The sequence below is a fragment of the Ruegeria jejuensis genome (genome assembly GCF_041537905.1).
In the GTDB taxonomy this organism is placed as follows: Bacteria; Pseudomonadota; Alphaproteobacteria; order Rhodobacterales; family Rhodobacteraceae; genus Ruegeria_C.
Window position 1 is genome coordinate 134,363 of sequence record NZ_JBGRUO010000002.1, and the last position, 26,919, is coordinate 161,281.

Here is a 26,919-nt window from a genome sequence, read left to right on the forward strand (position 1 = left end):
TGGAATTTTCCGGGCAAGACCGCATGTAGGAACCATGATGAAACACGCGTTCCCCTTTCTGATGCTCGCCACGCTGGCGACCACCCCGGCCCTGTCGCAAAACATGGACGATATCGTGCAGCTCGACGTGCTGGACGGGGGCCGGACCGAGGATGGTACCTATCTGGGCGCGCTGCGCCTGACCCTGGCCGATGGCTGGAAGACCTATTGGCGCGCGCCCGGCGATGCCGGGATACCGCCGCGCTTTGACTGGGGCGCCTCACGCAATCTGGGCGGGATCGACATCACCTGGCCAACGCCTGAAATCCACGACCAGAACGGAATGCGCAGCATCGGCTATACAGACCAGCTTGTCCTGCCGGTCGAGATCTCGCCGCGAAACGCCAACCAACCGGTTCGCCTGCGCGGCGAAATGGAGCTTGGCATCTGCAAGGAGGTCTGCATCCCCAGCACGCTCGATTTCGATCACAAGCTCGATTCCGATGCGGGTCGCAACCCGGCGATCATCGCGGCCTTCGCGCAGCGGCCCTATTCCAGCAAAGAGGCCGGTGTGACCTCGGTCACCTGCCGCCTGCAGCCCACCAGTGACGGCGTCCGTATCGAAGCGCAGATCGCCATGCCCTCGGCGGGCGGTGCCGAGGTTGCCATATTCGAGCCCGGCGATCCGGCGATCTGGGCTGCTCCGGCGCAAACCCGCAGACAGGGCAATACGCTGATCTCTTCGTCGGAATTCGTGGGTGAGAGCAATCGCCCGATGACGCTGGACCGGTCTGAGATTCGGATCACCGTGCTGGGTTCGAAACATGCGGTCGACATTCAGGGCTGCCCGGCGGCGCCCGGATGACGCAGCTTCCCAGGATCGGCGCGCTGGCCGTGGTTCTGCGCGACGGTGAGGTGCTGCTGGCCCGACGCCGCAACAAGCCCGATGCCGGGCTTTGGGGGTTTCCCGGTGGCCATGTGGAATGGGGCGAGACCGTGCTTTTGGCCGCAACGCGCGAGCTGCGCGAGGAGACCGGCATCCATGCCGAGCCGATCGACTACCTGACCAATCTGGACCTGTTGCAGCATGGCGAGGATGGCAGTGTCGATCTGCACTACCTCCTCGTTGGCGTGGCCTGCCGTTACATCGGTGGAACGCTACAGGCGGCGGACGATGTCTCGGACGCGCGCTGGTTCAAGACCAAAACGGTGCTGGCCGGAGACCTGCCAATGAGCATCCGTGTGCCCGACCTGCTGCAACTGGCGCTCAGGAGCGGGTTCTGGTGAGGCGCGCCGCATAAAGCGCCGAGATCAACCAGCTCAACAGCAGGATCACCAACGCCCCGACAAAGAACAAAACCAGCCCGCTGCGGATTCCGCCACCGGAGGTGACGGATGCCAGTGGCGCGGGCAGCGCGCCAGTGACCAGCGGCCAGATCATGGTGGGAACCAGCCAGCCGAATGTGACAAGCCCGCTGATCAGGATCGCCAGCCCAACCCTTGGATCAGCGCCGCGCAGCGCGCGCCGCAGCGCGCTGACCGGCCGCCCGATATCGCGCTGAATGGCGATCAGAGCCGGTACCAGCAGCAGCACCATGAAGACACCAAAGCCCAAGCCATAGACCAGCGTGATCACCGTGGGTTTGAGGAACTGCGCCTGCTGTGACCCTTCATAAAGCAGGGGTGTCAGGCCCAGAACGGTGGTCAGCGTGGTCAGCATCACCGGGCGTAGCCGGTCGGCTGCGCCTTCGATGATCGAAGGGACGAGGCCGCGCTCTTCGGCATATTGATCAATTGTCGTGACCAGCACGATCGAGTCATTGATGATGATCCCGGTCATCCCCAGAAGGCCGACCACGGTGAACATGCTCAACGGCACATCCTGAATGTAATGACCCCAGATTGTACCCACGAGGCCAAAGGGGATCACCGCCATCACCACCACCGGTCGGGTCCAGCTGCCAAAGACCCAGGCCAGAACCAGATAGATACCCGTCAGGCAGAGGATCAGCCCGGTGCGGGCATCAGACAGGAACTCGTCCTCCTGCTCGCTCAGCCCGGCCAACCGCCACTCGACCTGCAGCGCGCTGGCGATCTCGGGCAGGATTTCGGTGCGCAGGGCGGACTCGATCTCTGCCGCGCGCGCCGGGTCATCTTCGGAGATATCGCCAGTGACGGAAATCACCCGCACGCCATTCTCTCGCCGCACGGTCGAAAACCCCGTCCGCTGCTGGACCGAGACAATATCGGCCAGCGGCACGTAAGTGCCTTCGGGCGAGCGCATCAATGTGCGTTCCAGAAAATCGGCGGTCAACTCGTTCTCGGGCAGTTCCACGCGGATTTCGGCACTGCGCGGGCCGTCGGGATAGGTGGCCGCCTCGATCCCGTTCAGCCGGTTGCGCAGCGCGCGGCCCAGCGTTTCGATGGTAAAGCCCAGCGCCTGCCCCTGCGCGGTCAGATCCAGTATCACCTCTTCCTTGTCATAAGCCAGATTGTCCTCGACCGCCGACACTTCCGGATAGCGCAGCACGGCAGCCTGCAGAGCTTCGGACGCCGCTTTCAGTGTGCTGACATCGGCACCATAGAACTGCACATCCAGCGCATCGCCACCGGGGCCGGACCGCCAGCCGCGGAAACTGACCACCTCTGTCAGGGGATGGCGGCGGATTTCTTCCTGCAGCTGGGCAATGAACTGGAAGCTGGAATAGGGAACGTCGTCGTTATCAAGGCGCAGGTCGGCATCAATCAGTTCGATCGAAAGACCACCCAGCAGGTCGGTTTCCTTGCCCTCCATCCCCGACAGGGCGCGCCCGGCATTGCCGCCGACCTCGACCATGACATAGTCAACGGGATACCAGCCATATTCCTGCTCAAGCCGGGTCGAGACCGCATCCGTGGCGCGTTGCAGTTCGGCCAGCATGTCCATCGTATCAGCGCGGCTCGCCCCCTCGACCATGGCGATATTGCCGGTGACAGAGCCGCGCTCGGGCGCGTTGAAGAAGCGCCATTGCACATCGCCCTGAATGAACAGCGCGATCTGGCTGGCAAGCAGCACCAACGCGCCTGCGATCACGACGTAGCGGGCGCGCACCACCCCTGCCATCAACGGCCGGAACCAGGTGTCGCGCACCCAGCGGAAGCCACGATTCACCACCCGGTTTGGCGCATCATACCAATGCTGCTTGGCCGAATGGGCAATGGCATGGGACATGTGGTTGGGCAGGATCAGGAAACATTCCACCAGCGAGGCCGCCAGAACGGCGATCACGGTGAAGGGGATGTCCTGGATCAACTCTCCAAACCGCCCACCGATTGCGGTGAGACCAAAGAAGGCGATGATCGTGGTCAGTGTCGCCGCCAGAACCGGCATCGCCATGCGCTGCGCGGCGCGTTCCGAGGCAACGATCGGGTGTTCCCCCAGACGACGGGCGCGGAAATCGGCGTGTTCGCCCACAACGATTGCATCATCGACCACGATGCCCAGCGTGATGATCAGACCAAAGAGGCTGACCATGTTGATGGTCAGCCCGCCAATATACATCAGCGCAATGGCTGCAAACATCGCGGCAGGAATGCCCGCCGCGACCCAGAAAGCGATACGCGCGTTCAGGAACAGGAACAGCAGGCAGACCACCAGACCAAGCCCGACCAGCCCGTTATCGACCAGGATGTTCAACCGCCCGGTGATCGCCTCCGCCCGGGTTCGGATCAGCTCGACCGTCACGCCTTGCGGCAGGCTGGCCTGCATTTCGGCGGCAACCTCTTCGACCACGCGCTGCACGTCGATGGCGTCTCCGCCATCGGCGCGATCGACGCGGATCGACATGGCCGGGTTCTCTGCCACGAAATAGCTGCGCTCGCGATCCACACCTTCGACCCGGATGGTGGCCAGATCGCTGACCAGCAGTTTCGAGCCATCGGCGTTGGAGCGCAGGACAATGCCTTCGATATCCTCGGGCGAGCGTTTTTCAACGCCGGTGCGCACGCGCGCATTGGCGCCGGTCACGTCTCCGGCGGGGTTGGTATCCACCTCGCCCGCAATGGCCTCGGCGATCTGCGCCATCGTGATGTCATTGGCGATCAGCTGCATCGTCGGGACTTCGACGATGGTGCGTGGCGCGGCGGCTCCGCGAATGGTCGTCCGGGCCACGCCAGCGGCAAAGAGGCGGGTGACCAGCTCATCCGCCAGCAAGCCAAGCTGCGCGGGTTCGACCGGGCCGGTGATGACCACATCGGTGACCCGGTCGCGCCAGCCGCCGCGCCGCACCTTGGGCTCCTCGGCGTCTTCGGGCAAGGTCGTCAGGCCGTCAACTGCCGCCTGCACATCGTCCGAGGCGCGCGACATGTCCCATCCGGGTTCGAATTCCAGCGTCAGATCTGCCCGTCCCTCGCGCGATCTGGCCTCGGAACCCGCAACGCCATCCAACGCCAGCAGCGTAGGTTCCATCACCTGCACGATGGCGCTGTCCACATCTTCGGGACCTGCACCATCCCATTCGACGCTGATGCGCATATCCTCGATGATCACATCGGGAAAGAACTGCGCCCGCATGTTGGGGATCGCCGCCGCGCCCAGCACCAGCAGTACCACCAGCAACAGATTGGCCGCCGTGCGATGCCGGGTGAAGTAGCTGAGCAGCCCGCCTGCCGCGCCTGGGATCTCGCGGACCATGGCGGGTTATCCTTCCATCCGGGATTCGATCCGCAGCACCAGATCTACGGGCACGCGCAGTTCAGCCAATTGCTCCAGCATCTGCGCCTTGATCTCGGGCGGCATGTCGTCGCTGCCTTCGACAAACGCCACAAGCCGGGCACGCCGCTCGTCGCTGAGTTCAAGCAGCGACGCCGCGGGCATTGCCTGCACCTCCTCGCGCACGGGCCGGACCTTGATCCCCGGCCCCAGCAGGGGCGTGCGCCCGACAATCACCTCGCGCCCGGCCAGCCCTTCGCCGCGCAGCAGCACCTCATCGCCCTGGCGGCGCACGAGACGGACGGGCAGCAACTCCAGCCGGTCCTCCGCGCCCAGGATCAGAACAGTCCCGGTGGCGTCATAGGCCGAGGCAGGCAACCGTGCGACCTCCTGCAAGGTGGGTTCCTCGACCGCGACGGTGACGAAATCCCCGGGTTTGAAGCCTCGTGCCGCCTCCAGCCGGGCAAAGATGAGCCGCCCGGACTGGCCCTCGCCCGCAGCCGCGCTGTCGCGGCTGATCACGCCGCGCGCGGTCAGGTTGGTGCCGGTAATTTCAAGCGAGGCAATGACAGGTGCCGCAATCAAATCGCCCTCGTCATCAAGCAGCCTTGCATATTGCGCGGTCGAGACCCGGAACGCCACTTCCAGCGCGTCGGGGTCGATCAGCTCGGCCAGCTTTTCATTGGCCGCGACCAAGCGCCCCTCAACCAGATTGACGTCATTCAACGTCCCGTCGAAGCGCGCGGTCACGGTTGTTTCGCCAAGATCCCGTTCAGCCAGGGACAAGGCACTGCTTGCCCGCATCAGGCGGGTTTCGGTCTGATCCACCCGCGCCTCGGCCTGCGCGACCGCGATCCGGCGCGCCAGAACCGCCTGCCGCGAAGATGCGGCCTCCAGCTCGGCGGATTCGACCGCCGCAGCCGTGCCAACGCCGCGCTCGGCCAGATCAAGCTGTCGTTGCAGCGCCTTGTCGCGCAGCTCTGACTGATCGATGGCCGCCTGCAACTCGTCGCGGGCCAGAATGAGCGAACGCTCGGCGTCGCGCTCTTCGGCCTCGGCATCCATCATGTCGGATTCGGCGCGATCCCAGACCGTCTGGGCATCTGCCGGATCAATGCGCACCAGCACGTCACCAGCACGAACGGTGCCGCCTTCCTCGAAATCCGGTGACAGTTCCAGCACCCGCCCGCCCGCTGCCGCGCGCAGTTCCAGCGTGCGGCGGCTTTGCACCTGACCAAAGGCTTCGAGAACCGGGATCACATCCTGCAATTCGGCGGTTTCGACATTGACCGCAAACACCCGCTCGCGCGCCTCGACGGGCCGCGCCTTGTCGGCCAGGCTTGTGCGCACCGCGTCAAATACCAGATGGCCGGCATACAGAAGCAGGGCCAGCGTCATGGACACCAGAAACACGCCGAGCAGACTCTGGCGTAAAAACCGCATCTTACATCCTTCTCCGGTGGCTTTTCGCTGCCTCACCAAAGGTTAGCGGGCCTGGTGAATTTGCCAAGCCTAACGACGCCTACAAGGCCTTTAACGTACGAAGAGTTTACTTCCGTCGCAAATGTTCGTCCAATCTGGGCATAATCTCGACGAAATTGCAGGGGCGATGGCGGTAGTCGAGCTGTTTTTGCAAGATCCCGTCCCAGGCATCCTTGCAAGCCCCCGGACTACCCGGCAGCGCAAAGAGATAGGTGCCACCCGCAACGCCCCCGGTCGCCCGCGACTGCACCGCCGATGTGCCGATTTTTTCCATGGAAATCAGGGTGAAAACGGTGCCAAAGGCGTCGATCTCTTTCTCATAGACATCCCTGTGCGCCTCGACCGTCACGTCGCGGCCCGTCAACCCGGTGCCGCCGGTCGAGATCACGACATCGATATCGGGGTCCTGCACCCATGCGCGCAATTGGTCAGCAATCGCAGTGCGTTCATCGCGCAGGATTTTGCGGTCGGCCACGGAATGTCCCGCCGCCTCGATCCGGTCCACAAGGGTTTGCCCGGACTTGTCCTCTGCCAGCGCGCGCGTGTCCGAGACCGTCAGAACCGCGATGCGGACCGGAAGAAACTCCGTGCTTTCATCAATGCGCGACATCTGTGGTCATGCCCTTTCCAAAACGGCCAAACGAACGGCAAGCGCCGCAAAGATACCACCCGTGATCCAGCCAAGAATGCGCCCGGCGCGGCGATTGCCGACAAGGTGCCTGCTGGCCCCGCCCGCCATCAGCCCGACACCCGAATTGACAAAAAACCCGCCCAGCGCGATCACCGCGCCGAGAATCAGGAACTGCATCAGGATCGGGCCTGCGCCGGGGTCGATGAATTGCGGGATGAAGGCGAGCACGAATAGGATCACTTTCGGGTTGGTCAGATTGACCACAAGCCCTTCTCGGAACGCATGCTTGGCGGGCTTTCCGGGGGCATCGGGCGGTGCGGCCCCGTTGCGGATCGCCGAGCCCGCCAGATAGAGTAGATACCCGACCCCGACCCAGCGGATCACATCAAAGAGCCACGGCATCGCGGCCACCACCGCACCCAGCCCGAGCCCGGCCAGCGTGACATGCACCAGCGAGCCCAGCGAAACCCCGGCACCGGCGGCGATCGCGGCGCGCGGACCGGACCTGAGCCCCTGGCCGAAACAGAACATCATATCCGCCCCGGGCGTCAGGTTCAGGGCCAGCGCGGCGGGCAGGAAGGCGATCAGCGTTACCGGATCGATCATGCAAAGACCTCGAACCAGTTGACCGTCGGACCCAGATTGGCCACCTGCGTTACCCCGATCCTGCCCCGCGCGCCCCAGCTGTCATGGATATGTCCGCAGACGGACAGTTTGGGTTGCAGCCTCTCGATGGCATCGCGCACAGCGGTCGAGCCGACAGACACCCCTTGCGAGGTCACATCCCCGGTTCCCTTCGGCGGAGAATGGGTGATCAGCACATCGGCGCGCTGGCAGCGATCCAGCAGTTCCGCCGCTTCCGCCTCGCTCAGATCGCAGGACCATGATCCGAAGGGCGTCATCGGGACGCCATAGCCCAGCCCGAAAACGGACAAGCCGTCGACTTCTACGGCCTGACCATGCAGCACATGCACGCCATCACGAGCCGCATCACTGAGTTCCTCGGCGCTTTCGGCGTTACCCGGCACCAGAACCAGCGGGGCAGAGATGCCCGACAGCATCTCCATCGCCTCCGCCAACCCCTGCCGCATGTTGCAAAAATCGCCCGCTCCGATCACCAATTCGGCCTCGGCACTGGCCTCGACAATCGCGGCGGCTTTTTTGCGGGCCATATGCAGGTCGGAAAAGGCCAGAATGCGCATCGCTATTGTCCTTCGAGCTTGGCGTTCAGTTCCAGCAAATCCGCCCAGGCTTGCCGCTTCATCTGCGGCTGGCGCAGAAGGTAGGCGGGATGGAACATGGGCATCACCGGCAGGGTCATCGCCTGATCCCATTTGCCGCGCAACCGGGTAATGCCGCGTTTGCCCAACACCGCCTGGCAACTGATATTGCCCATCAACACCAGCACGTCAGGCTGTGCCAGCGCCACATGCCGCTCCAGAAACGGCACCATCATTCCAATCTCATCCGGTTTCGGGTCGCGATTCTGCGGCGGCCGCCAGGGCAGGACATTGGTGATGTAGACCGAGCTGGCGCGGTTCAGACCGATCGCGTCCAGCATCCTGTCCAGCAATTGCCCGGCGCGACCCACAAACGGCTTGCCTTCGCGGTCCTCGTCGCGGCCCGGCGCCTCGCCGATGATCATCACGCGCGCATCAGGCGTACCATCGGCAAAGACCAACTGGCGCGCACCTTTCTTCAACTCGCAGAGATCAAAGGCCTCCATCGCGGCGCGCAGTTCAGCCAGCGACCCGGCGGAGTTCGCCGCCGCTTTGGCCACGGCAACCGGGTCGCGCGCGGCAATTGGCTGCGCCGCCTGCGCAACCGGCGCAGCCTTGGCTTTGGGCGCCTTGTCGGCCAGCGCGTAGCGGTCCACCGGCATATCGGCGATGGCATCTGTCGCGCCCAGTTCCACCTGCCATTCCAGCAGGGCCTTCGCCGTATATGGGTCAAACACCGATTCCATGCGGCCAGTCTAAACTCTAAGTGATCGGAGGAAAGGCGATAAGCGCTTGTCAGCGACGCCATGTCGCCCGACCATACGGGCATGTCACGATTGCTTGCTTTGTTCTGGTTCGCTTTGCTGATGTGCTGGGGTGTGCCCGCCCTGGCGCAGGGGTTCGGAGAATGCCGCGCCGGGCAGTTGCAATGTGGCGCCAACAATTGCTGCAGCGCCGGTCAACGCTGCAGCTTTGACGGTCATTGCGTCCCGCTTGGTGGTGAGTATTGCGGCGGCGGGCGCAGTTGCCCGGCGGGCCAACTCTGCATGAATGGCGGCCTGCGCTGCGCGCCGCAGGGATCGACCCGATGCACCGATGGCACCGTTTGCACGCCGGGTACGGTCTGCGCGGGCGCGGGCCGATGCAAACCAAAGCCCGGCACCCAGGATATCCAGCGCCCCGTTGACCGTTCGGACCCCGGTGGCTGCCTGCCCGGTCGCTGCCCTCGCGCGGGCTGGTTTTTGTGCGAAGAGACCGAATCGCAATGCCGTCCCGGCTTCAAGTGCTCACGCGGGCGCGGATGCGTTCCGGTCAAGGCGGTGGATTGCGGCTATGGCCGCTGGTGCAAGCCGGGCCAGCAATGCGGCACGGACGGCGCCTGCCTTGAGGCGGCAGATTGAGGCAGGCGGGATATTGCTCCGCCCCGCCGAGCTTTCTATAAGCGCTGGCAACACCGGTTCGGAGCCAAGCCATGTCTTTTGCCCATCGTCACCTTCTTGGCATCGAACAACTGTCCCAATCCGACATTACCGCGATCCTTGATCTGGCCGAGAAATATGTCGAACTGAACCGACAATCGCTGAAGCACGCGGATGAACTGGCGGGCCTTACCCAGATCAACATGTTCTTCGAAAACTCCACCCGCACGCAGGCGAGTTTCGAACTGGCTGGCAAGCGGCTGGGCGCGGATGTGATGAACATGGCGATGCAGGCCAGCTCGATCAAAAAGGGCGAGACCCTGATCGACACGGCTATGACGCTGAACGCGATGCATCCCGACCTGCTGGTGGTGCGCCATCCACAGTCCGGCGCGGTGGATCTGCTGGCGCAGAAAGTGAACTGCGCGGTGCTGAACGCGGGTGACGGGCGGCACGAACACCCCACCCAGGCGCTGCTGGACGCGCTGACCATCCGCCGCGCCAAGGGACGGCTGCACCGACTGACCGTCGCGATCTGTGGCGATGTCGCCCATTCGCGCGTCGCCCGGTCAAACTTGATCCTGCTGGGCAAGATGGAAAACCGCATCCGCCTGATCGGCCCGCCAACCCTGGTGCCCGGGCATTTCGCTGAGTTCGGAGCCGAACTCTACGAGGATATGAGCGAGGGGCTGAAAGACGCCGATGTGGTGATGATGCTGCGGCTTCAGAAAGAGCGGATGGATGGCGGTTTCATTCCGTCCGAGCGGGAATATTACCATCGCTACGGTCTCGACGCCGCCAAACTCGCGCAAGCAAAGCCGGACGCCATCGTAATGCATCCTGGGCCAATGAACCGCGGGGTCGAGATCGACGGGACGCTGGCCGATGACATCAACCGATCCGTCATTCAGGAGCAGGTCGAAATGGGCGTCGCCGTACGTATGGCCGCCATGGAGTTGCTGGCCCGACATCACCGGGAGGCTGCCGCATGAGCGATCCGGTCACGGTTGATGCAAACGAGTTTGATTACCTGCGCCTTTATGCGCTGGATGTGGCGCCGGAGCACGCCAAATTCCTGCGCGAGCCGGGCGCGGCTGAGCAGTTGCTAGGGGTTGAAGGACTCGACTCGAACGAGATCGAGATCTTTCCGGTCTGGGACCTCGAAGGGTTCGGTTTGCATGGCTACATGTCCGAAGGCTGCGGCATTCCCGAGGATCAACTGGACGCGGAGGCCCTGGACAAGATCATGGGTTGGGTCATGCTGGTGCGCAGCGCGGCGTTCCGGGGCAAGGCGATGGACCTGACGCTGGACAACCGCCTGGAACCGGTCGGCTGCTTTAGCGAGGACCGGATCGACTGGTCGGCGGAGCCGCTGATCACCAAAAGCGCTGAACCCTATTCGGCTCCGCGCACCCCGCCGCGCGAGGCGCGCGCCAGATCGGTTCGCATCGGCCTTGCGATCTTTTCCATCGTGATGATCGCCGTCCTTGCCGGACTTCTATGGCTGATCCTGTGATCCGCTTCGTGCCCGACAGGCAGGCTTATATCCGGGCCCATGCCTGGCTCGCCGCCTTGGGCATGGCGCTGGCGATGGCCCTGCTGTGGATGATGGGCAACCCCTATGTCTGGACCGGCGCGCCCGCCGGATTGGCGGCAATTGTCCTGCGCGGCTGGTATATGTCCTCGGAAGAGCTGAGCGCGGTTTGGGAACTGCGCGACGGTGCCCTGCGCGGCCCGGTGCAGACGATCCCGCTGCCTCAGATCGAAACCGTCCGCACGTTGGGCAGTGCCGTGCAGGTGATCACCCGAACGGGCGACAAGTATCTGATCAAGTTCCAGGCCGACCCGGTGGCCACCAAAGCCGCGATTGAAGGCGCACTGACATGACCTCAACCCTGTTCACCAATGCCAGTCTTATCGACCCCGAGGCGGAAACCGACGGCCCCGGCTGGCTGCTGGTCCGCGACGGTGTGATCGCCGCGCGGGGCACGGATGCGCCGCCCACGAGTGATGGCGCGGTGGTCGATTGCGGTGGCAAATGCCTCGCGCCCGGTATCGTCGATATCGGCGTCAAAGTCTGTGAGCCAGGCGAGCGGCACAAGGAAAGCTATAAATCCGCAGGTCTGGCGGCAGCGGCGGGCGGGGTCACCACGATAGTGACCCGCCCCGATACGCTGCCGGTCATCGACACGCCCGAGACGCTGGAATTTGTCACCCGCCGGGCGCAGGCGGATACGCCGGTCAACGTCCTGCCGATGGCGGCGCTGACCAAGGGCCGCGACGGGCGCGAGATGACCGAGATCGGGTTCCTGATGGATGCCGGTGCGGTGGCCTTCACCGACTGCGATCATGTGGTCAGCAACACCAAGGTGTTTTCACGCGCGCTGACCTATGCGCGCTCGTGCGGCGCGCTGGTCATTGCCCATCCGCAAGAGCCTGGCCTCAGTCAGGGCGCGGCTGCCACCAGCGGAAAGTTCGCAACGCTCTATGGCCTGCCCGCCGTGTCACCGATGGCCGAGCGTATGGGGCTGGATCGCGACATCGCGCTGCTGGAGATGACCGGCGCCCGCTATCACGCCGACCAGATCACCACCGCCCGCGCCCTGCCCGCGCTGGAGCGCGCCAAGCGTAATGGACTCGACATCACCGCAGGCACCTCGATCCACCACCTGACCCTGAACGAGTTGGACGTGGCCGACTACCGCACCTTCTTCAAGGTCAAGCCGCCGCTGCGCTCGGAAGACGACCGGCAGGCGGTGATCGAAGCGGTACGGAGCGGGCTGATCGACATCATCAGCTCGATGCACACCCCCCAGGACGAGGAAAGCAAGCGGCTGCCCTTTGAAGAAGCGGCCTCGGGCGCGGTGGCTCTGGAAACCCTGCTGCCCGCAGCGCTGCGGCTCTATCATGGTGAGCAGCTTGACCTGCCCACCCTGTTCCGCGCCATGTCCCTGAACCCCGCGAAACGGCTGGGGCTGGATACCGGCCGATTGGCCCCGGACGCGCCAGCTGATCTGGTGTTGTTCGATCCGGACACGCCCTTCATCCTCGACCGGTTCACACTTCAGTCGAAATCGCAGAATACGCCGTTTGACGGCCAGCGGATGCAAGGTAGGGTGCTGGCAACTTACGTGGCCGGGGCGGCCGTTTACCGGAGAGATTGATGTTCGCAAGCGACACGACAACCGACGCGCTGATCCTGTGGGTCGTCATCGGATACGGGCTGGGCTCGATCCCGTTCGGTATGGTCTTTGCGCGGGTCATGGGTCTGGGCAATCTGCGTGAGATCGGGTCGGGCAATATCGGCGCAACCAATGTCCTGCGCACCGGAAACAAGCTGGCCGCCGCTCTGACCGTTCTATTCGATGGCGCAAAAGGCGCGGTTGCCTTGCTGCTGGCGCGCCACTTTGCAGGCGAACAAGCCGCGCAGTTTGCCGCGCTTGCCGCCTTTCTGGGCCATTGCTTTCCGATCTGGCTGGGCTTCCGGGGCGGCAAGGGTGTGGCCACCTTTCTGGGCATCTGGCTGGCACTGGCCTGGCCCGTCGGCATCGCCTGCTGCCTGACCTGGCTGGCGGCAGCGGTCGTCTCGCGGATGTCTTCGGTCGGCGCGCTTGTCGCCGCGGCCTCCTCGACGCTATGGGTGATTTTCCTGGGCTTCGGGAACACACTTGTTCTTGGGATTATCCTGACCTTGTTGATCTATCTTCGCCATCTCGAGAACATCGCCCGGATCAAGTCCGGAACCGAACCCAGGATCGGCTCGAAATCCTGACCCGGCGCTGATCCAGCAAGTCTCTTGATCGAATCATTGTTATCTGTAATTTCTGATAATACAGAAGTTACAGGAACACATGATGCAACTATCGCAGGCCATGCAGGATTTCATCCTTCACTGGGGGGATATGGGCACCAAATGGGGCGTGAACCGCTCTGTGGCGCAGATCCATGCGCTGCTTCATATCGCACCCGACCCGATGACCGCCGATGAGATCTGCGACACCCTCGGTCTTGCGCGCTCGAATGTCTCAAACGGGTTGAAAGAGCTGCAAAGCTGGAAGCTGGTCAAGGCCAGTCGACAACTGGGGGATCGCCGCGATCATTTCCATTCGATCCGGGACATGTTCGATCTGACCAAGGCCGTGGTCGAAGGCCGCAGAGAGCGGGAATTTGCACCAACGCTGGCCGCGTTACGCGAAGTGGCGAAAGAGGCCGAAACCGACGGCACGCCGGTCAAAACCCGCGCGCGCATCGACGAGACGCTGGAGACGATGCAGATGTTCGACGACTGGTATGTCGATATGCGCAGGCTGCCGCGCGGCATACAGCTTGCCGTCGTGAAGCTGGGCGGGCGCATTGCCCGATTGTTACCGAAGGGGCAGAAGGAGACGTCAGAATAAAAAATTTTGACTAATAATTTCACTGATAACAGAAATAACCGTCATTGCCGTAAGACCATAAGGGCGGTTCACACGAAACAGGTTACGAAGGGAGCTTGCAGATGACCGATTTGAACAGACCCCACCAACCGGAACGCCCGCCCCGCGGCATCATCTGGACCGATCTGGTGACGCTGAGCCCTTGGGTGAAGGTGAAGGAATTGATGCTGCCGCTGCCCTGGCTGCTGCTGTCCCTGACACTCTATGGCACATCCCTGTGGCCGCTGGGCGGCATCGGCAGCTTCATGTTCTTCCTCTGTGCCCTGCGCCTCAATCACGAAGCGATCCATGGCAATCTCGGGCTGCTCCGCAAGGGTGACAATCTGGTGATGCATGTGCTGAGCGCCCTGATGCTGGGATCGAACCATGCGTTCAGCCATTGTCACCTGCTGCACCACAAACACGCGATGGGACCCGGCGATTGCGAAGGGAAATGCGGGCATATGTCCCTGCCCCAGGTGCTGATCTACGGCCCACGCTTTCCGGTGGATATCAATCGCGCCGCCTGGGCAGGCGCAAGCGCGAAAGGTCGCAGGCGTATCCTGATCGACTGGGGTCTCGTGCTTGGCGTTGTCGCCACCGCGCTCCTGACCGGATCGCAGATTCTGCTGCTGCATGTGGCCGCCATGAGCGTCGCCCAATGTCTTGCCGCCCTCTTCGCGGTCTGGATCACCCATCAGGGCACTCATGGCAGCGGTGTTGCGGCACGCAGCCAGCGGGGCGTGCTGGCGCGACTGGCCTATCTGATGTTCTACCATCGTGAACATCACCTGTTCCCGAAAGTCCCGGTCAGTCGCCTGCCGATTCTGGCGGATCGTCTCGACCGCTCGGTCGCGGGGTATGCCGCCAGCCGCAAACCCGTGATCGGGTGGCTGGAGCCGCGCCGCTTCAAGATTGAACCCTAGCTGCGTTGCCTAGACAGCGCGGGTCTGCGGCACCCGGAAAACACCGAAACCTGAGCGTCGCTGCACAGGTTTCGTTCGCTGACACACAATCACCATTACTTGTTTTGAACGTGAACACCCGGATGATCAGGTGAAGCTGCGTGAGGGCAAATTACGGGCCCCACAGAACCACATAGGCATCATCCGTTTCGCATTTCCGACAAAGGCCGGTGCCCCCCAATAGAAAGGTTACCACCATGAACAAGGTCAAAACTCTTATCAGCGGCGTCGCACTTTCGGTTGCTATGGCGACCACTGCACTGGCGGCAGGCGTTGAACTGAACGCGTCCTCCACCGGTCTCGCGCTGCAGGGACATGACCCCGTTGCCTATTTCACCGAAGGTGAGGCCACGCCGGGCAACTGGAAGATCACTTCAAGCTATAATGACGCCACCTACCGCTTTGCCTCGGAAGAGAACAAAGCCGAATTCGAGCGTAACCCCGAGGCCTACCTGCCGGTCTATGGCGGCTATTGCGCCTTTGGCGCCGCGATGGGCTTCAAGTTTGACGGTGACCCGAATGTCTGGAAGATTGTCGACGACAAGCTGTATCTGAACATTTCGCCCGACATTCAGGAACGCTGGGAAACCGACATCCCAGGCTTCATCGAAAAGGCGAGCGCAAATTGGGAAGATATCGCCGACAAGGAGCCTGCCTCGCTGCAGCAGTGATGCGACACTAGGACGGTACTTAAAGGGCGGTGAGGAAACTCACCGCCCCTTTTGCTGTCCTAGCACAGTAGAAACCGCTCAGCGCCGTCGTAGCAATACCGTCAGGTGCCAAATTTCGCAGGCATATCGGTCCGTGTGCTCGCGATAGAATGCGTCGAACCGGCGATAGAACTCATCCGCAAGCGCATCTGGGTCTTGCGGGCTGCGCGCAGCGGGTTCGAAAAGCTGGGTTCGCAGGGTGGAGTCAGCGAAAGCCTTTACACACCCGGTATAAAGTCGCGCGTATTCAACAGGATCGCCGATCGCGTCATGAAACAGATCGGTGGGGTTGGTCAGGGCGGGTGTTACCTCAATACCTTCGACCTCGACCAAATCCGACAAAACCTTGTCGGCGCCGATCCAGTCGCGCGCCTCTGCTTCTGTCATGAACCAGAACGGAAATACGAACCCGTTAAGCACATCCGGGTCGAGCATCCCGTCTTCGACCATGGCTGATGCAACCGCTTGGATGGCGCGATAAATGCCGCGCCCGGCAGACGCAGCGCCGTTGGGTTCTGCCGCGTCGGGAACCGATCCCATCATCGATGCCAGCAGATAGCCGCCTTGCCGAAGTTCCGCCGCGCGGTGACGCAGGAAGGTACACCAGTCGCGCTGCGCCACCTCAGTCAGCTGTGCGCGGGCTGCACCTTGCAGGTGGTCGAACAGAACCGTGCCCGGCGCATCCAGTCGCACCGCATGGCTCAGCCAGTGACTTGCAAAGAAACAGGTGCCCAGCGACACGGAGTTTTCCGCCGCCAGCCGCTCATAAAAGGACCCCACCGCCGCCTCGACACGCAGCGGAGCATTCCCCGCAAGATACCCGCCCGGACCAGCGACCAGCCCAAAAAGCGCGTTCCAGTCATTGCCCGCTTGATCCGCGTGGCAGACCACAATCGGCGCATCTGGATGGCGTGCACGATAGGCCGCAATCGCCGGGCGCACGGTTTCGATCGCACTCATCCCCGGGCCGCAGCCATAGTCGACCAGCCGCAATTCCGGCTCAACCCGGCCCAGCTTGCCCACCAGCCTCCGAATATGGTCGGCCTGCATGATCGCGTGCTGCTGCTGCGCGGTGGAGTTCCGGTTGTAATCAACCATGCCTTCGGTCGATTTGCGCGTCTCAATCGGATCGCTGGTCATGAAACTCCTTCGAGACCGTTTGACGGCAAACACGGCAGCGCTCAGCACCGTCGCTTCAATAGCTGAACTCGCGATAAACCCGGGTCAGATCGCCGTTCCAATCACCATTATAGTGATCGAGCAGTTCATCGGCGGGCACCTTGCCGGTCTCAAGACTGTCCTTGAGGGCGTTCAGGAAATGGGTCTCATCGGGCACCAGGCCGCCCACACCGGGCCGGGCGCGTGCCTTCAGGCCCGCCTCGGAAATCGCCACCACCTCGCGCGCCAGTGCATGCATGTCGATATCACGAACCTGCGCCTGCAAACCGTGGACCGACGCCTCAACCCGCAAGTTTTCGCGTGTCTCTGCATCCCAGCCCTTGACCAACTCCCAGGCCGCATCCAGCGCGCTCTGGTCATACATCAACCCGACCCAGAACGCCGGCAAGGCGCAGAGCCTGCGCCACGGTCCACCATCGGCGCCGCGCATCTCCATGAATTTCTTGATCCGTGCCTCGGGGAAGAGCGTGGTCAGATGATCACCCCAATCGCTGAGCGTCGGCGTTTCGCCCGGCAGCGCGGGCAGTTCGCCCTTCAGGAAATCACGGAAGGACTGGCCCAGTGCGTCGTGATAGACGCCATCGCGATAGACAAAATACATCGGCGTATCGAGCGCATATTGCACCCAGGCCTCGAACCCGAATCCGTCGTCAAAAACAAAGGGCACCATACCAGTTCGGTCCGCGTCCAGATCGCGCCAGACCCGGCTGCGCCAGCTTTTGTGACCATTGGGTTTGCCCTCGAAAAACGGCGAATTGGCAAACAGCGCGGTGGCGACGGGCTGCAAGGCAATTGCCACGCGCAGTTTCTGTACCATGTCCGCTTCGGAGGAGAAGTCGAGATTGACCTGCACGGTCGAGGTGCGCCGCATCATCACCCGGCCCATCGTGCCGACCTTCTGCATGTAGCTGTCCATGAGCTTGTAGCGGCCCTTGGGCATCAACGGCATGTCGTCATGGGTCCAGATTGGCGCGGCCCCAAGCCCGATAAAGCCCACGCCGATCTTGTCGGCGATGTCCTTCACGTCGCTCAGATGCGCGTTCACCTCGTCGCAGGTCTCATGAATGGTTTCCAGCGGCGCGCCGGACAGTTCCAACTGCCCGCCCGGTTCCAGACTGACATTGGCCCCGTCCTTTTCCAGCCCGATCAGCTTGCCGCCCTCCTCGACCGGAGCCCAGCCATGGCCGTCGCGCAGCCCCTCAAGCACCGCCAGGATCGAGCGCTCGCCCTCAAAGGGCAGCGGTTTCAGCGTGTCCTTGCAATAGCCGAACTTTTCGTGCTCGGTCCCGATACGCCACTGGTCCCTGGGCTTGCATCCGTCCGAAAGGTATTCGGCCAGTTGTTCGTGCCGTTCGATCGGCCCGCCGCCGGATTGGGGAATGGACATGGCTCGCTCCGATGTTGACTGCTTCGCTTAAACGCCAGTCGTGGTCACAAACGCGGCGGGTGTCAATGCAGCCGCATCTGTGGCGGGCGGCTTGAATGTCGTTCCCAGATCACAACCGGGTGTGGGGACCTGCCGCCAAGCTCTGCCAGCATGGCCTCGGTGCGCAGCCCCGGCAGCGCCGCGAACACATCAAACAGCGCCTCGGACCCTTCGGCATTGACGGGAATGTGCAAAGGGGACTGACCCGGTTGGCGCAGCACCCAATGTGCGGGTTTCGACGTCGGGTCGAGCGTCAGCTGATCCAGGTCAGCGGCTGCAACAACGCCGCCGGTCAGAGGGCCGAAATAGCTGATCTGTCCTTCGTCAACCAGCACCACGCCCGGCCCGCCACTGCCCGACCGGAAGCGCGCACGCTGGATACCGATGACGATCAGCGCAACGCCTGCGACCAGCAGCAGCCAGCCCAGCCATGCCAGCAACCCACCGGGTCCGACGATCCAGCTGAGACCGACCAGCAGCAGCGCCGCCGCAACCAGCACTTCGCGCCACTTCCAGAGGGCCAGCTTTGCTTCGGGGCGGATAAAACTCATGCGTCCGGCCTTTTTTCAGTGACATGCGCGTGGGCGGCTACGTCAATATGGTTAAAGTGTGCAGTGCCGTAAAATCTTCAAGCCCCAGGTGATCGCGATGCGGGATCAGCCGACCCGCTCGGGGTCCCTGAACAGACACATCGAATAAGACCCGATGATCCTGAAACCTGCGCGCTTGTAGACCCCCGCTGCCGCCTCGGAGGCCGCAAAGAGAATCGCGCGCATCTTGCCATCGCGAGCGGCCTCAGCCAGATGCAGGTGAAGCGCCCGGCCCGCGTAGCCACGTTGTCTGAGGTCCTTGGGTGTAAAGACCCCTCCGACCTGAACCACATCGCCACAAATCGCATTGAAGCCGGTCATGGCGACCGGGTCGTCTTCGATAAAAAGAGCGCGATGGGTATCCGCCCCGATGTAACTCTCGATATCGCGGCGCGCTACCGCCTCAGCCTGATCGGCCGGGGTGCCCAGAACCTCCCGGTGATAGGCCGCGCGCCAGCCTTCGATGATCTCTCGTGGCGCGGCTGCAAGCGGTACGAGCCGACCCACGCCCTCCTGCTCTGCCAAATCGCTGAGGTTCATTCGCATCAGCGGTTCATCATTGTCAATATTCATCTGCCGATCCTGCAACCCGCAGGCCATCAGCAGCGCGCGGACCTGATCGGTTTCGCCAAGGCAGCCTATCAATGGCCGGTCCAACAGCAAGGGTTTCAGCCGAGCCCACTCCCTGAAACCCGGCAGTTGCGGCAGGATCATGCCCTCACGCGTGACCGCAAGCATTCCGCCGGTGTCCAGGTCGATCCAGACCGAGATTGCGCGGGGATGCGATCCATCCAAGCCGTGGGTTCGCAGGTTGGAGAGGGGAAACATCGACGTCTCGATATGGGCCGCGAGGAACCGGTCAATCGCGGGGGCATCAGCTTGCGTCGCGCGCCGCATCTACCAATCTCCCAACACCTGCTGCCAGACCGTCATCGCCGCCACCGCCGCCGTGTCGGCGCGCAGGATGCGTGGCCCGAGGCTGACCGCGTGGGCGAAGTCGGCCCGCGTCAGCCGTTCTCGTTCCACATCGGAAAACCCGCCCTCTGGGCCGATCAAGATCGCCCATGGCCCCGGCCCCGCATCACGCAACGCCTCTCCGGCACCCACCAGAGCCTCGTCGCAAAACATTAACTGGCGATCCTCGGGCCACTCGGCAAGCAGGCGATCAAGCTTCTGCAACGCACCCACTTCGGGCACGAAAGTGCCACCGCATTGTTCCGCCGCCTCGACGGCATGGGCCTGCAACCGGTCCTGCCGGATGCGGTCGGAATTGGTGAAGGCGGTCTGCACCGGCATGATCCGCCGCACACCCATCTCGGCGGATTTTTCGACGATGAAATCCGTGCGCGCCTTCTTGATCGGCGCAAAGAGCAGCCAGAGGTCGGGCGGCATCTGCAGCGGCTTCGTCTGCTCGATACAGGTCAGAGACCCGCCGCGCTTGCCCGCCTCGACCACCTCAGCCAGCCATTCGCCATCACGTGAGTTGAACAGGGCAACAGACGCGCCCACCGCAAGCCGCATCACCCCAAACAGGTAATGCGCCTGATCCCGCGTCAAAGGAACCGATTGCCCCAGCCCCAACGGGTGTTCTACATACAGCCTGATCTTTGCACTCATGAGAGCCTACATATGCAAGGCGATGCGCCAACACCAGACGGTCAGGTCTCTGACTCGGTTTCGGGCAATTGGGTCGACAGCTATGCCCCCGGTTTTGCCCGCCCCTATCTGCGGCTCAGCCGTGCGGACAGGCCCATCGGTACGTGGCTTTTGCTGATCCCCTGCTGGTGGGGTCTGGCGCTGGCCATATTGGCGGGTGGCGATCCGGGCATGGGCGATCTGTGGATCGCGGCAGGCTGCGCCATCGGCGCCTGGCTGATGCGCGGCGCGGGCTGCACCTGGAACGACATCACCGACCGCGAGTTTGACGCTCAGGTCGCACGCACAAGATCGCGCCCGATCCCGTCAGGTCAGGTCACGGTGACCGGCGCCTATGTCTGGATGATCCTGCAATGCTTGCTGGCGCTGCTCATCCTGCTCAGCTTCAACCGGGCCGCGATTGCGATGGGTATTCTCAGCCTGCTGCCCGTCGCGATCTATCCGTACGCCAAACGCTTTACCTGGTGGCCGCAGGTGTTTCTGGGCCTTGCCTTCAACTGGGGCGCACTACTGGCCTGGACCGCGCATAGCGGATCGCTGGGATGGCCTGCGATCATCGTCTACGGTGCCGGGATCGCCTGGACGCTGTTCTATGACACGATCTACGCCCATCAGGACACCGAGGACGATGAGCTGATCGGCATAAAATCGACCGCGCGGCTGTTCGGACAGAATACCGCGCAATGGCTGAAGTATTTTCTGGTCGCAACCGTGGCGCTGATGGGTTGGGCCGTGATCGAGGCCGCGCTGCCCGACGCGCCGCTGATGGTGCTGGTCCTGGCGCTTGCCGGGCCCTGGGCGATGGGCTGGCATATGGCCTGGCAATTGCGCGGGCTCGACATTGAGGACAATGCGAAACTGCTGCAGCTGTTCAGGGTCAACCGCGACACCGGCCTGATCCCGCTGATCTTCTTCTGCGCGGCCCTGCTGGTTTGATTGCACCCCGGCAAACACCCTTGTAAGACATCCTGACCCAAAGGACGACAAACCGACTCGGCCCATGCGTATTTCTCAGACGTTCATCGTTGCCCTGACCTTTGCGCTGGCTGCCGGGCTTTGCATGATCGCTGCCAGTTTCGCGGTTCAGGCGGTCGAGGACGCTTCGGAAATCTCGGTGCGCCGCGCGCTTGATCTTGGTGGCCATGACTGGGCCGAGGTCGAGGCGGACGGCCTTCGGGTGGTGCTGACCGGTACCGCCAGCGACGAGGCGACGCGGTTCAACGCCCTGACCGTTGTCGGGGACGAGGTCGATGCCTCGCGCGTCATCGACGAGATGGAGATTGTTCCAACCGCCAATCTGCGTGCGCCACGGTTTTCGGCCGAGATTCTCAGGAATGACAGCGGCATCTCGATCATCGGGCTGGTGCCCTCGTCCATGGATCGCGAAGGGCTGATAAACCAACTGCGCGGAATTTCCGACAGAGGTCCCGTCACCGACCTGCTTGAAACCGCCGATTACGACGAGCCCGACGGCTGGGGCGAGGCGATAGAGTTTGCGGCGACGGCACTGTCCGTGTTGCCGCGATCGAAGATTTCGCTCGGGCCGGACCTGGTCAGCGTCACCGCGATTGCCGACAGCCCAGAAGACAAGACCCGCATCGAAAACACGCTCAACCGCGTGGCACCAAGCGGGCTGCGCATCCGGCTCGATATTTCCGCCCCGCGTCCGGTGATCACCCCTTTCACCTTGCGGTTTCTGATCGACGAGGACGGCGCCCGGTTCGACGCCTGTTCAGCGGACACAACGCAAGCGCGGGATCGGATCGCGGCGGCGGCCCGGCGGGCGGGCATCCTGGGCGAAAACAGCTGTGTGATCGGCCTTGGCGTGCCCTCGCCAAAATGGGCCGATGCCGCTGAACTGAGCATTGATGCGGTGCGGTCGCTGGGGCTGGGCTCGGTCACGATTTCGGACGCGGATATCACGCTGATCGCAGCCGAAGGGGTCGCGCAATCCGACTTTGACCGGATCATTGGTGAGCTTGAATCCGATCTGCCAGCGGTCTTCGCCCTGCACGCGGTGCTGCCCGAACCGGTCGAGGCCGACCCGGCCGGCCCGGTGGAATTCACCGCGACGCTCAGCCCCGAGGGTCTGGTGCAACTGCGCGGACGCCTCACGGACGAGAACATGCGCCGCATGGTGGACAGCTATGCCAAGGCCGCCTTTGGCTCGGACGTGGTGCACACCGCCACACGGATCGTGCCGGACCTGCCTGCGGAATGGCCGGTGCGGGTGCTGACCGGGCTGGAAACCCTGTCGCTGCTGCGCAATGGCGTGCTGACCGTCACCCCGGAGAACGTGACGCTGCAAGGCATCAGCCATCGCGAGGATGCAAGCGCCGAAGCTGCGCGGATGCTGGCCGAAAAACTGGGCGAGGCGCAGGGGTTCGACCTGTCGATCATCTATGAAGAGCCGCCCGAACCTGCCGACAAACCGCTCGATCCCGACGTGTGCGAAAGCCGGGTGGCTGAGATCCAGAGCGAGTCGAAGATCACCTTTGAGCCCGGTTCAGCCACCATTGCCGGAGAGTCACTGGATACGATGAACCGGATCGCCGATGTGTTGGATCAATGCGGTGGCATCCGGATGGAGATTCAGGGCTATACCGACAGTCAGGGCCGCGAAGAGATGAACCAGCAGCTCAGCCAGGCCCGCGCGCAATCGGTGCTGAACGAACTGCGCGCACGCCGGGTGCTGACCTCAAGTTTCACCGCTGTCGGGTATGGCGAGAACGACCCCATCGCCGACAACAAGACCGAAGAGGGCCGCGAAGCCAACCGGCGCATCAATTTCCATCTGATCCGCCCTGAACCGATCCCCGAGACCCAGACCGGGCTGGAAGCGGTCGAGCAGCAGCCCGATGCGGCGGTCGAAGAGGACGCGGAAAGCGGACAGGACGAGTAAATGAACAGAACCGAGTTTATCATCACCACAGCGATCATCCTGTTCGTCGCCTTTGCCATGGGCTGGTTCGCCAATTGGCTGGTGCATCGCTTTACCCGTGTCCGCCAAAGCGACGTCGCCGATCTGGACCGGATGAGCCAGGAACTGCACGAGGCCGAGGAAACCCGAGATCAGGCCATCACCTATCTGCAGCAGCGTGAGGCAGAACTGAGCAACCAACTGACTCAGACCGAGGCCGAGTTGCGCGCGGCGATGGAAGGGCTGCGCGACGCAAGACAGGAAGCGGAAGAACTGCGCGCAAGGCTTAACAGCGTCAACTGACTACCAGCGGTCGAGCGCGGCCTCGTCCTCATCCTTTGCGGCGACCCAATCGCTGCCCTCGCCTGAAATCTCTTTCTTCCAGAACGGCGCGCGGGATTTCAGGTAATCCATCAGGAATTCCGCCGCATCGAACGCATCCTTGCGGTGGCGCGCGGCGGTTGCGACCATCATGATCCTGTCGCCCGGTGCCAATCGGCCATAGCGATGGATCACCAGAACATCCGCCAATGACCAGCGCTGACGGGCGTCCTCGGCAATCGCGGCAATCGCCTTTTCGGTCATGCCCGGATAATGCTCGATCTCCATCACATCCAGATCGCCCTGCGCCAGATCACGCACCACGCCGGTAAAGGTCACGATGGCCCCGCTGCCGGTATCACCCGCCGCAAAGCGGTTGGCCTCGGCGCCCAGATCAAATGGCTCTTGCTGAACCGAGACGCGCATGCGCCTATCCGCCTGTCATGGGCGGGAAAAACGCCACCTCGCGCACGCCGGTCAGGGGCGCATCAAAAGCGCTGAGCTCCTGATCCAGCGCCACGCGCAGTGCGGAAAGATCGGCAAAGGCCGCAGCATAACGCTCTTCCCGGGCAACCAGTTCGCTTACCAGATCGGCCACTGTCGCGGCGTCTGTTTCAACATTTTCCTTCGGGATGCCAATACGCTCCCGGACCCATGCAAAATAGAGCACGTCCATTATCGCGTCTCCCTCAGATGCGGCATGGCTTTATTTAGGTAATCCCAGCCGGTGATCAATGTCAGTGTCGCCGCGATCCACAGCAGCCAAAGCCCGACCCGACCGGACCAGACGACCGCAGCATTCTTCCAGCGCAAGCCGACTTCATCGCTGACATCGCCGGCGAGGACTTGCTCGAACAAGGCCTGATCCATACCCCATGCTGACATGCCCAGGTGGTGTTCGAATATCCCCTGACTGAACAGGACCGCAATCGCGATCATCTGCGCGGTGGTTTTCCATTTTGCAAGCTTGGTCACCTTGAGCGTGCCCGCCGTATCGCCCAGATATTCGCGCAGGCCTGACACAAACACCTCACGAAAAAGAATGACCGTGGCTGGCAGGACCAGCCAGGGCGTCCAGTGTTCGGTGGAATAGCCCACAAGGATCATAAGCGCGATCACCACCATCGCCTTGTCGGCGATCGGGTCCAGCATGGCACCGATCTTTGTTTCCTGTTTCCAGGCCCGCGCAAGATAGCCGTCAAACCAATCGGTCACCGCCGCCGAGACAAACAGGATCAATGCAAACCAGTCCGCATAGGGTCGGGTGAAATACAAAAACATGATGGCGAGACCTGGTGCCGCGATAAGTCGCAGCAAGGTCAATATGTTCGGCACGTTCCATTTCATGAGCGGACTTTATCGCGGCCTTGCGGGAACTGAAAGACGAGGCGCGATAATTCTCGCACAGCAAAGTCAGCCCTTGTCATGAAAGAAGTCATAGACCTTTTGCGCCAACCCCGCCGAGATGCCGTCAACCGCCTTGAGATCAGCGAGATTGGCGCGGCTGACCGCCTTGGCGCTGCCGAAATGCGCCAGCAGCGCCCGCTTGCGTGCGGCACCGACGCCCGCGATCTCATCCAGCGGTGTCGCCCCCACCGTCTTGGCACGCTTGGCCCGGTGGGTGCCGATGGCAAAGCGGTGCGCCTCGTCCCTGAGACGTTGTACGAAATACAGCACCGGATCGTTGCGTTTCAGCGCAAAGGGGCGCTGCCCCGTGCGGTGGAACTCTTCCTTGCCGTGGTCGCGGTCGACGCCTTTGGCGACCCCCACCATCGCGACATCATCGACGCCATGGGCGGTCATGATCTCCTGCACCGCGCTGACCTGCCCGGCCCCGCCATCAATCAGCAACAGATCAGGCCAGAGGCCCTTTTCCCGGTCGGGGTCTTCTTTCAGCAGTCGGGTGAAGCGGCGGTTCAGCACCTCTTTCATCATGCCGAAATCATCGCCGGGGGTCAGATCGTCACCGCGAATGTTGAACTTGCGATAGGCGTTTTTCATGAATCCGTCGGGTCCGGCCACGATCATCGCGCCGACCGCATTGGTGCCCTGGATATGCGAGTTGTCATAGACCTCGATCCGTTCCGGTGACGCATCCAGATCAAAGGCCTCGGCCAACCCGCGCAACAGTTTCGCCTGGGTGGCGCTTTCCGACAGGCGTCGGCCCAGAGATTCGCGCGCATTGCGCAACGCGCCCGAGACCAGTTCGGCCTTTTCCCCGCGCTGTGGCACCAGAATCTCGACCTTGCGCCCGGCCTTCTCGGTCAGCGCCTCAGTCATCAGATCGGCATTTTCGATCCCGTCGGACAGGATCAGCTGACGCGGTGGTTCCTTGTTGTCATAGAACTGGCCCAGAAACGCCTCCATCACCTCGGCGGGCGAAACATCCGCGCCGACGCGGGGATAGAAATCGCGGTTGCCCCAGTTCTGGTTGGCGCGGATGAAAAACACCTGCACGCAGGCCTGACCGCTATCCATATGCAGCGCGATGACATCAGCCTCAGTCACCCCGCGCGGGTTGATGCCCTGGCTGGTCTGCACGCTGGTCAGCGCCTTGATCCGATCACGCAAACCGGCGGCGCGTTCGAACTCCATCGCGTCCGAGGCGACCTGCATCTGCTCGGCCAATTCCTCCTGCACGCGGGTGGAGCGGCCGGACAGGAACCGTTCGGCATCCTTCACGCGCGAGGCATACTCCGCTTCCGAGATCAGGCCAACGCACGGCCCCGAACAGCGTTTGATCTGATAGAGCAGGCAGGGCCGCGTCCGGCTTTCGAACATGGAATCCGAGCAGTTGCGCAGTTGGAACGCCTTTTGCAACTGGTTCAGCGTTCGGTTGACCGCACCGGCGCTGGCAAAGGGACCAAAATAGGTGCCTTTTTCTTTCTTTGCCCCCCGGTGTTTCTTGATCTGCGCAAAGCCATGCTGCTTGGACACCAGAATGTTCGGAAAGCTCTTATCGTCCCGCAGCAGCACGTTGTATTTTGGTTTCAGCTGCTTGATCAGGTTCTGTTCCAGCAACAACGCTTCTGTCTCGGTCCGCGTGGTCAGGAACATCATCGAGGCGGTTTCGCGGATCATCCGCTCGATCCGCGGTGAGTGGCCCGGGCGGGAATAATTCGACACCCGCGCCCGCAGATTGCGCGCCTTGCCGACATAGAGAACCCGCGCCTGCGCATCCAGCATCCGGTAGACGCCGGGCGAGCTGTCAAGCGTCTTCAGATAGGCCTGAATACAGGAATACCCCACCGGAGCGGGATCAGTGATTCTGTCGGGCGCATCATTCATGGACCACAGATATGATTCTCGGCTGGGGG

The 26,919-nt window shown here is 62.7% G+C and carries 29 protein-coding genes; 14 read left to right on the forward strand and 15 right to left on the reverse strand.

Translation table 11 applies throughout. The annotated features are described in order from the left end of the window. The first annotated feature begins 37 nt into the window (after nucleotides 1-37). On the forward strand, nucleotides 38-844 hold the full coding sequence (locus AB1E34_RS03185) for a protein-disulfide reductase DsbD domain-containing protein (protein WP_372570890.1): 807 nt from the start codon (nucleotides 38-40) through the stop codon (nucleotides 842-844). After that, nucleotides 841-1,266 (forward strand): NUDIX hydrolase, encoded by a 426-nt coding sequence (locus AB1E34_RS03190; protein ID WP_372570891.1) that lies wholly within the window; start codon nucleotides 841-843, stop codon nucleotides 1,264-1,266. The genes AB1E34_RS03185 and AB1E34_RS03190 overlap by 4 nt, the downstream gene beginning before the upstream one ends. On the opposite strand, the gene AB1E34_RS03195 is transcribed toward AB1E34_RS03190, so the two are convergent. The 6 genes from AB1E34_RS03195 to AB1E34_RS03220 form a co-directional block, all read right to left on the reverse strand. Next, nucleotides 1,247-4,651, reverse strand: a complete 3,405-nt coding sequence (locus tag AB1E34_RS03195) for an efflux RND transporter permease subunit (RefSeq protein WP_372570892.1) — start codon at nucleotides 4,649-4,651, stop codon at nucleotides 1,247-1,249. The two genes, AB1E34_RS03190 and AB1E34_RS03195, sit on opposite strands and share 20 nt — an antisense overlap. 6 nt (nucleotides 4,652-4,657) lie before the next feature. Beyond that, on the reverse strand, nucleotides 4,658-6,112 hold the full coding sequence (locus AB1E34_RS03200; RefSeq protein WP_372570893.1) for an efflux RND transporter periplasmic adaptor subunit: 1,455 nt from the start codon (nucleotides 6,110-6,112) through the stop codon (nucleotides 4,658-4,660). Nucleotides 6,113-6,218: 106 nt separating this feature from the next. Continuing rightward, a complete protein-coding gene (moaB, locus tag AB1E34_RS03205; protein WP_372570894.1) occupies nucleotides 6,219-6,761 on the reverse strand; it encodes a molybdenum cofactor biosynthesis protein B in 543 nt (180 codons plus the stop codon). Nucleotides 6,762-6,767: 6 nt separating this feature from the next. Continuing rightward, nucleotides 6,768-7,388 carry a LysE family translocator gene (locus AB1E34_RS03210; protein ID WP_372570895.1) on the reverse strand — a complete coding sequence of 207 codons (621 nt, stop codon included), beginning with the start codon at nucleotides 7,386-7,388 and terminating at the stop codon, nucleotides 6,768-6,770. After that, nucleotides 7,385-7,984 (reverse strand): metallophosphoesterase family protein, encoded by a 600-nt coding sequence (locus AB1E34_RS03215; protein ID WP_372570896.1) that lies wholly within the window; start codon nucleotides 7,982-7,984, stop codon nucleotides 7,385-7,387. Before AB1E34_RS03215 ends, AB1E34_RS03210 begins: the two co-directional genes overlap by 4 nt. Before the next feature lie 2 nt (nucleotides 7,985-7,986). Next, nucleotides 7,987-8,748, reverse strand: a complete 762-nt coding sequence (locus AB1E34_RS03220) for a uracil-DNA glycosylase (RefSeq protein WP_372570897.1) — start codon at nucleotides 8,746-8,748, stop codon at nucleotides 7,987-7,989. 81 nt (nucleotides 8,749-8,829) lie between these two features. Here AB1E34_RS03220 and AB1E34_RS03225 point away from each other — a divergent pair, with 81 nt between their 5' ends. From AB1E34_RS03225 to AB1E34_RS03265, 9 genes are all read left to right on the forward strand, one after another. Then, nucleotides 8,830-9,402 carry a scavenger receptor class F, member 2 gene (locus AB1E34_RS03225; protein WP_372570898.1) on the forward strand — a complete coding sequence of 191 codons (573 nt, stop codon included), beginning with the start codon at nucleotides 8,830-8,832 and terminating at the stop codon, nucleotides 9,400-9,402. A gap of 71 nt (nucleotides 9,403-9,473) precedes the next feature. Next, complete coding sequence (locus tag AB1E34_RS03230) at nucleotides 9,474-10,412, forward strand: aspartate carbamoyltransferase catalytic subunit (protein WP_372570899.1); 939 nt, start codon at nucleotides 9,474-9,476, stop codon at nucleotides 10,410-10,412. Further along, the gene (locus AB1E34_RS03235) at nucleotides 10,409-10,936 is read left to right on the forward strand and encodes a hypothetical protein (RefSeq protein WP_372570900.1); all 528 of its coding nucleotides are present in this window, start codon (nucleotides 10,409-10,411) and stop codon (nucleotides 10,934-10,936) included. The genes AB1E34_RS03230 and AB1E34_RS03235 overlap by 4 nt, the downstream gene beginning before the upstream one ends. Next, nucleotides 10,921-11,307: a hypothetical protein gene (locus AB1E34_RS03240; protein ID WP_372570901.1), complete on the forward strand. Its 387-nt coding sequence runs from the start codon at nucleotides 10,921-10,923 to the stop codon at nucleotides 11,305-11,307. Before AB1E34_RS03235 ends, AB1E34_RS03240 begins: the two co-directional genes overlap by 16 nt. Beyond that, nucleotides 11,304-12,584: a dihydroorotase gene (gene pyrC / locus AB1E34_RS03245; protein ID WP_372570902.1), complete on the forward strand. Its 1,281-nt coding sequence runs from the start codon at nucleotides 11,304-11,306 to the stop codon at nucleotides 12,582-12,584. Before AB1E34_RS03240 ends, pyrC begins: the two co-directional genes overlap by 4 nt. Next, complete coding sequence (gene plsY / locus AB1E34_RS03250) at nucleotides 12,584-13,192, forward strand: glycerol-3-phosphate 1-O-acyltransferase PlsY (RefSeq protein ID WP_372570903.1); 609 nt, start codon at nucleotides 12,584-12,586, stop codon at nucleotides 13,190-13,192. The genes pyrC and plsY overlap by 1 nt, the downstream gene beginning before the upstream one ends. An 82-nt stretch (nucleotides 13,193-13,274) precedes the next feature. Then, nucleotides 13,275-13,817 (forward strand): GbsR/MarR family transcriptional regulator, encoded by a 543-nt coding sequence (locus AB1E34_RS03255; protein ID WP_372570904.1) that lies wholly within the window; start codon nucleotides 13,275-13,277, stop codon nucleotides 13,815-13,817. A gap of 101 nt (nucleotides 13,818-13,918) precedes the next feature. Further along, nucleotides 13,919-14,761, forward strand: coding sequence for a fatty acid desaturase (locus tag AB1E34_RS03260; protein ID WP_372570905.1), 843 nt, complete (start codon nucleotides 13,919-13,921; stop codon nucleotides 14,759-14,761). Nucleotides 14,762-14,997: 236 nt separating this feature from the next. After that, nucleotides 14,998-15,471 carry a YHS domain-containing (seleno)protein gene (locus tag AB1E34_RS03265; protein WP_372570906.1) on the forward strand — a complete coding sequence of 158 codons (474 nt, stop codon included), beginning with the start codon at nucleotides 14,998-15,000 and terminating at the stop codon, nucleotides 15,469-15,471. 78 nt (nucleotides 15,472-15,549) lie between these two features. On the opposite strand, the gene AB1E34_RS03270 is transcribed toward AB1E34_RS03265, so the two are convergent. The 5 genes from AB1E34_RS03270 to AB1E34_RS03290 form a co-directional block, all read right to left on the reverse strand. Beyond that, the gene (locus tag AB1E34_RS03270) at nucleotides 15,550-16,650 is read right to left on the reverse strand and encodes a class I SAM-dependent methyltransferase (RefSeq protein ID WP_372570907.1); all 1,101 of its coding nucleotides are present in this window, start codon (nucleotides 16,648-16,650) and stop codon (nucleotides 15,550-15,552) included. Between the two features lie 55 nt (nucleotides 16,651-16,705). Next, nucleotides 16,706-18,076: a glutamate--cysteine ligase gene (locus AB1E34_RS03275; RefSeq protein WP_372570908.1), complete on the reverse strand. Its 1,371-nt coding sequence runs from the start codon at nucleotides 18,074-18,076 to the stop codon at nucleotides 16,706-16,708. 62 nt (nucleotides 18,077-18,138) lie between these two features. Next, entirely contained in the window at nucleotides 18,139-18,666 is a 528-nt protein-coding gene (locus tag AB1E34_RS03280) for a hypothetical protein (RefSeq protein ID WP_372570909.1), read from the reverse strand. 105 nt (nucleotides 18,667-18,771) lie between these two features. Continuing rightward, nucleotides 18,772-19,602 (reverse strand): GNAT family N-acetyltransferase, encoded by an 831-nt coding sequence (locus AB1E34_RS03285; RefSeq protein ID WP_372570910.1) that lies wholly within the window; start codon nucleotides 19,600-19,602, stop codon nucleotides 18,772-18,774. After that, on the reverse strand, nucleotides 19,603-20,322 hold the full coding sequence (locus AB1E34_RS03290) for a 16S rRNA (uracil(1498)-N(3))-methyltransferase (protein ID WP_372570911.1): 720 nt from the start codon (nucleotides 20,320-20,322) through the stop codon (nucleotides 19,603-19,605). Nucleotides 20,323-20,334: 12 nt separating this feature from the next. Here AB1E34_RS03290 and ubiA point away from each other — a divergent pair, with 12 nt between their 5' ends. The 3 genes from ubiA (at nucleotide 20,335) to AB1E34_RS03305 (ending at nucleotide 23,584) form a co-directional block, all read left to right on the forward strand. Further along, on the forward strand, nucleotides 20,335-21,297 hold the full coding sequence (ubiA, locus tag AB1E34_RS03295; RefSeq protein WP_372570912.1) for a 4-hydroxybenzoate octaprenyltransferase: 963 nt from the start codon (nucleotides 20,335-20,337) through the stop codon (nucleotides 21,295-21,297). A gap of 64 nt (nucleotides 21,298-21,361) precedes the next feature. Further along, nucleotides 21,362-23,263 (forward strand): OmpA family protein, encoded by a 1,902-nt coding sequence (locus tag AB1E34_RS03300; protein ID WP_372570913.1) that lies wholly within the window; start codon nucleotides 21,362-21,364, stop codon nucleotides 23,261-23,263. Further along, nucleotides 23,264-23,584, forward strand: coding sequence for a hypothetical protein (locus AB1E34_RS03305; protein WP_306196797.1), 321 nt, complete (start codon nucleotides 23,264-23,266; stop codon nucleotides 23,582-23,584). It begins immediately after the preceding gene. Here the strand turns inward: AB1E34_RS03305 and AB1E34_RS03310 are convergent, their stop codons facing one another. The 4 genes from AB1E34_RS03310 to uvrC form a co-directional block, all read right to left on the reverse strand. Then, a complete protein-coding gene (locus tag AB1E34_RS03310) occupies nucleotides 23,585-24,028 on the reverse strand; it encodes a molybdenum cofactor biosynthesis protein MoaE (protein WP_372570914.1) in 444 nt (147 codons plus the stop codon). A gap of 4 nt (nucleotides 24,029-24,032) precedes the next feature. Next, nucleotides 24,033-24,278 (reverse strand): molybdopterin converting factor subunit 1, encoded by a 246-nt coding sequence (gene moaD / locus AB1E34_RS03315; protein ID WP_372570915.1) that lies wholly within the window; start codon nucleotides 24,276-24,278, stop codon nucleotides 24,033-24,035. Then, nucleotides 24,278-24,949, reverse strand: coding sequence for a CDP-diacylglycerol--glycerol-3-phosphate 3-phosphatidyltransferase (pgsA, locus tag AB1E34_RS03320; protein ID WP_372570916.1), 672 nt, complete (start codon nucleotides 24,947-24,949; stop codon nucleotides 24,278-24,280). Before pgsA ends, moaD begins: the two co-directional genes overlap by 1 nt. A 66-nt stretch (nucleotides 24,950-25,015) precedes the next feature. Further along, nucleotides 25,016-26,890, reverse strand: coding sequence for an excinuclease ABC subunit UvrC (gene uvrC, locus AB1E34_RS03325; RefSeq protein WP_372570917.1), 1,875 nt, complete (start codon nucleotides 26,888-26,890; stop codon nucleotides 25,016-25,018). Nucleotides 26,891-26,919: the final 29 nt, after the last annotated feature.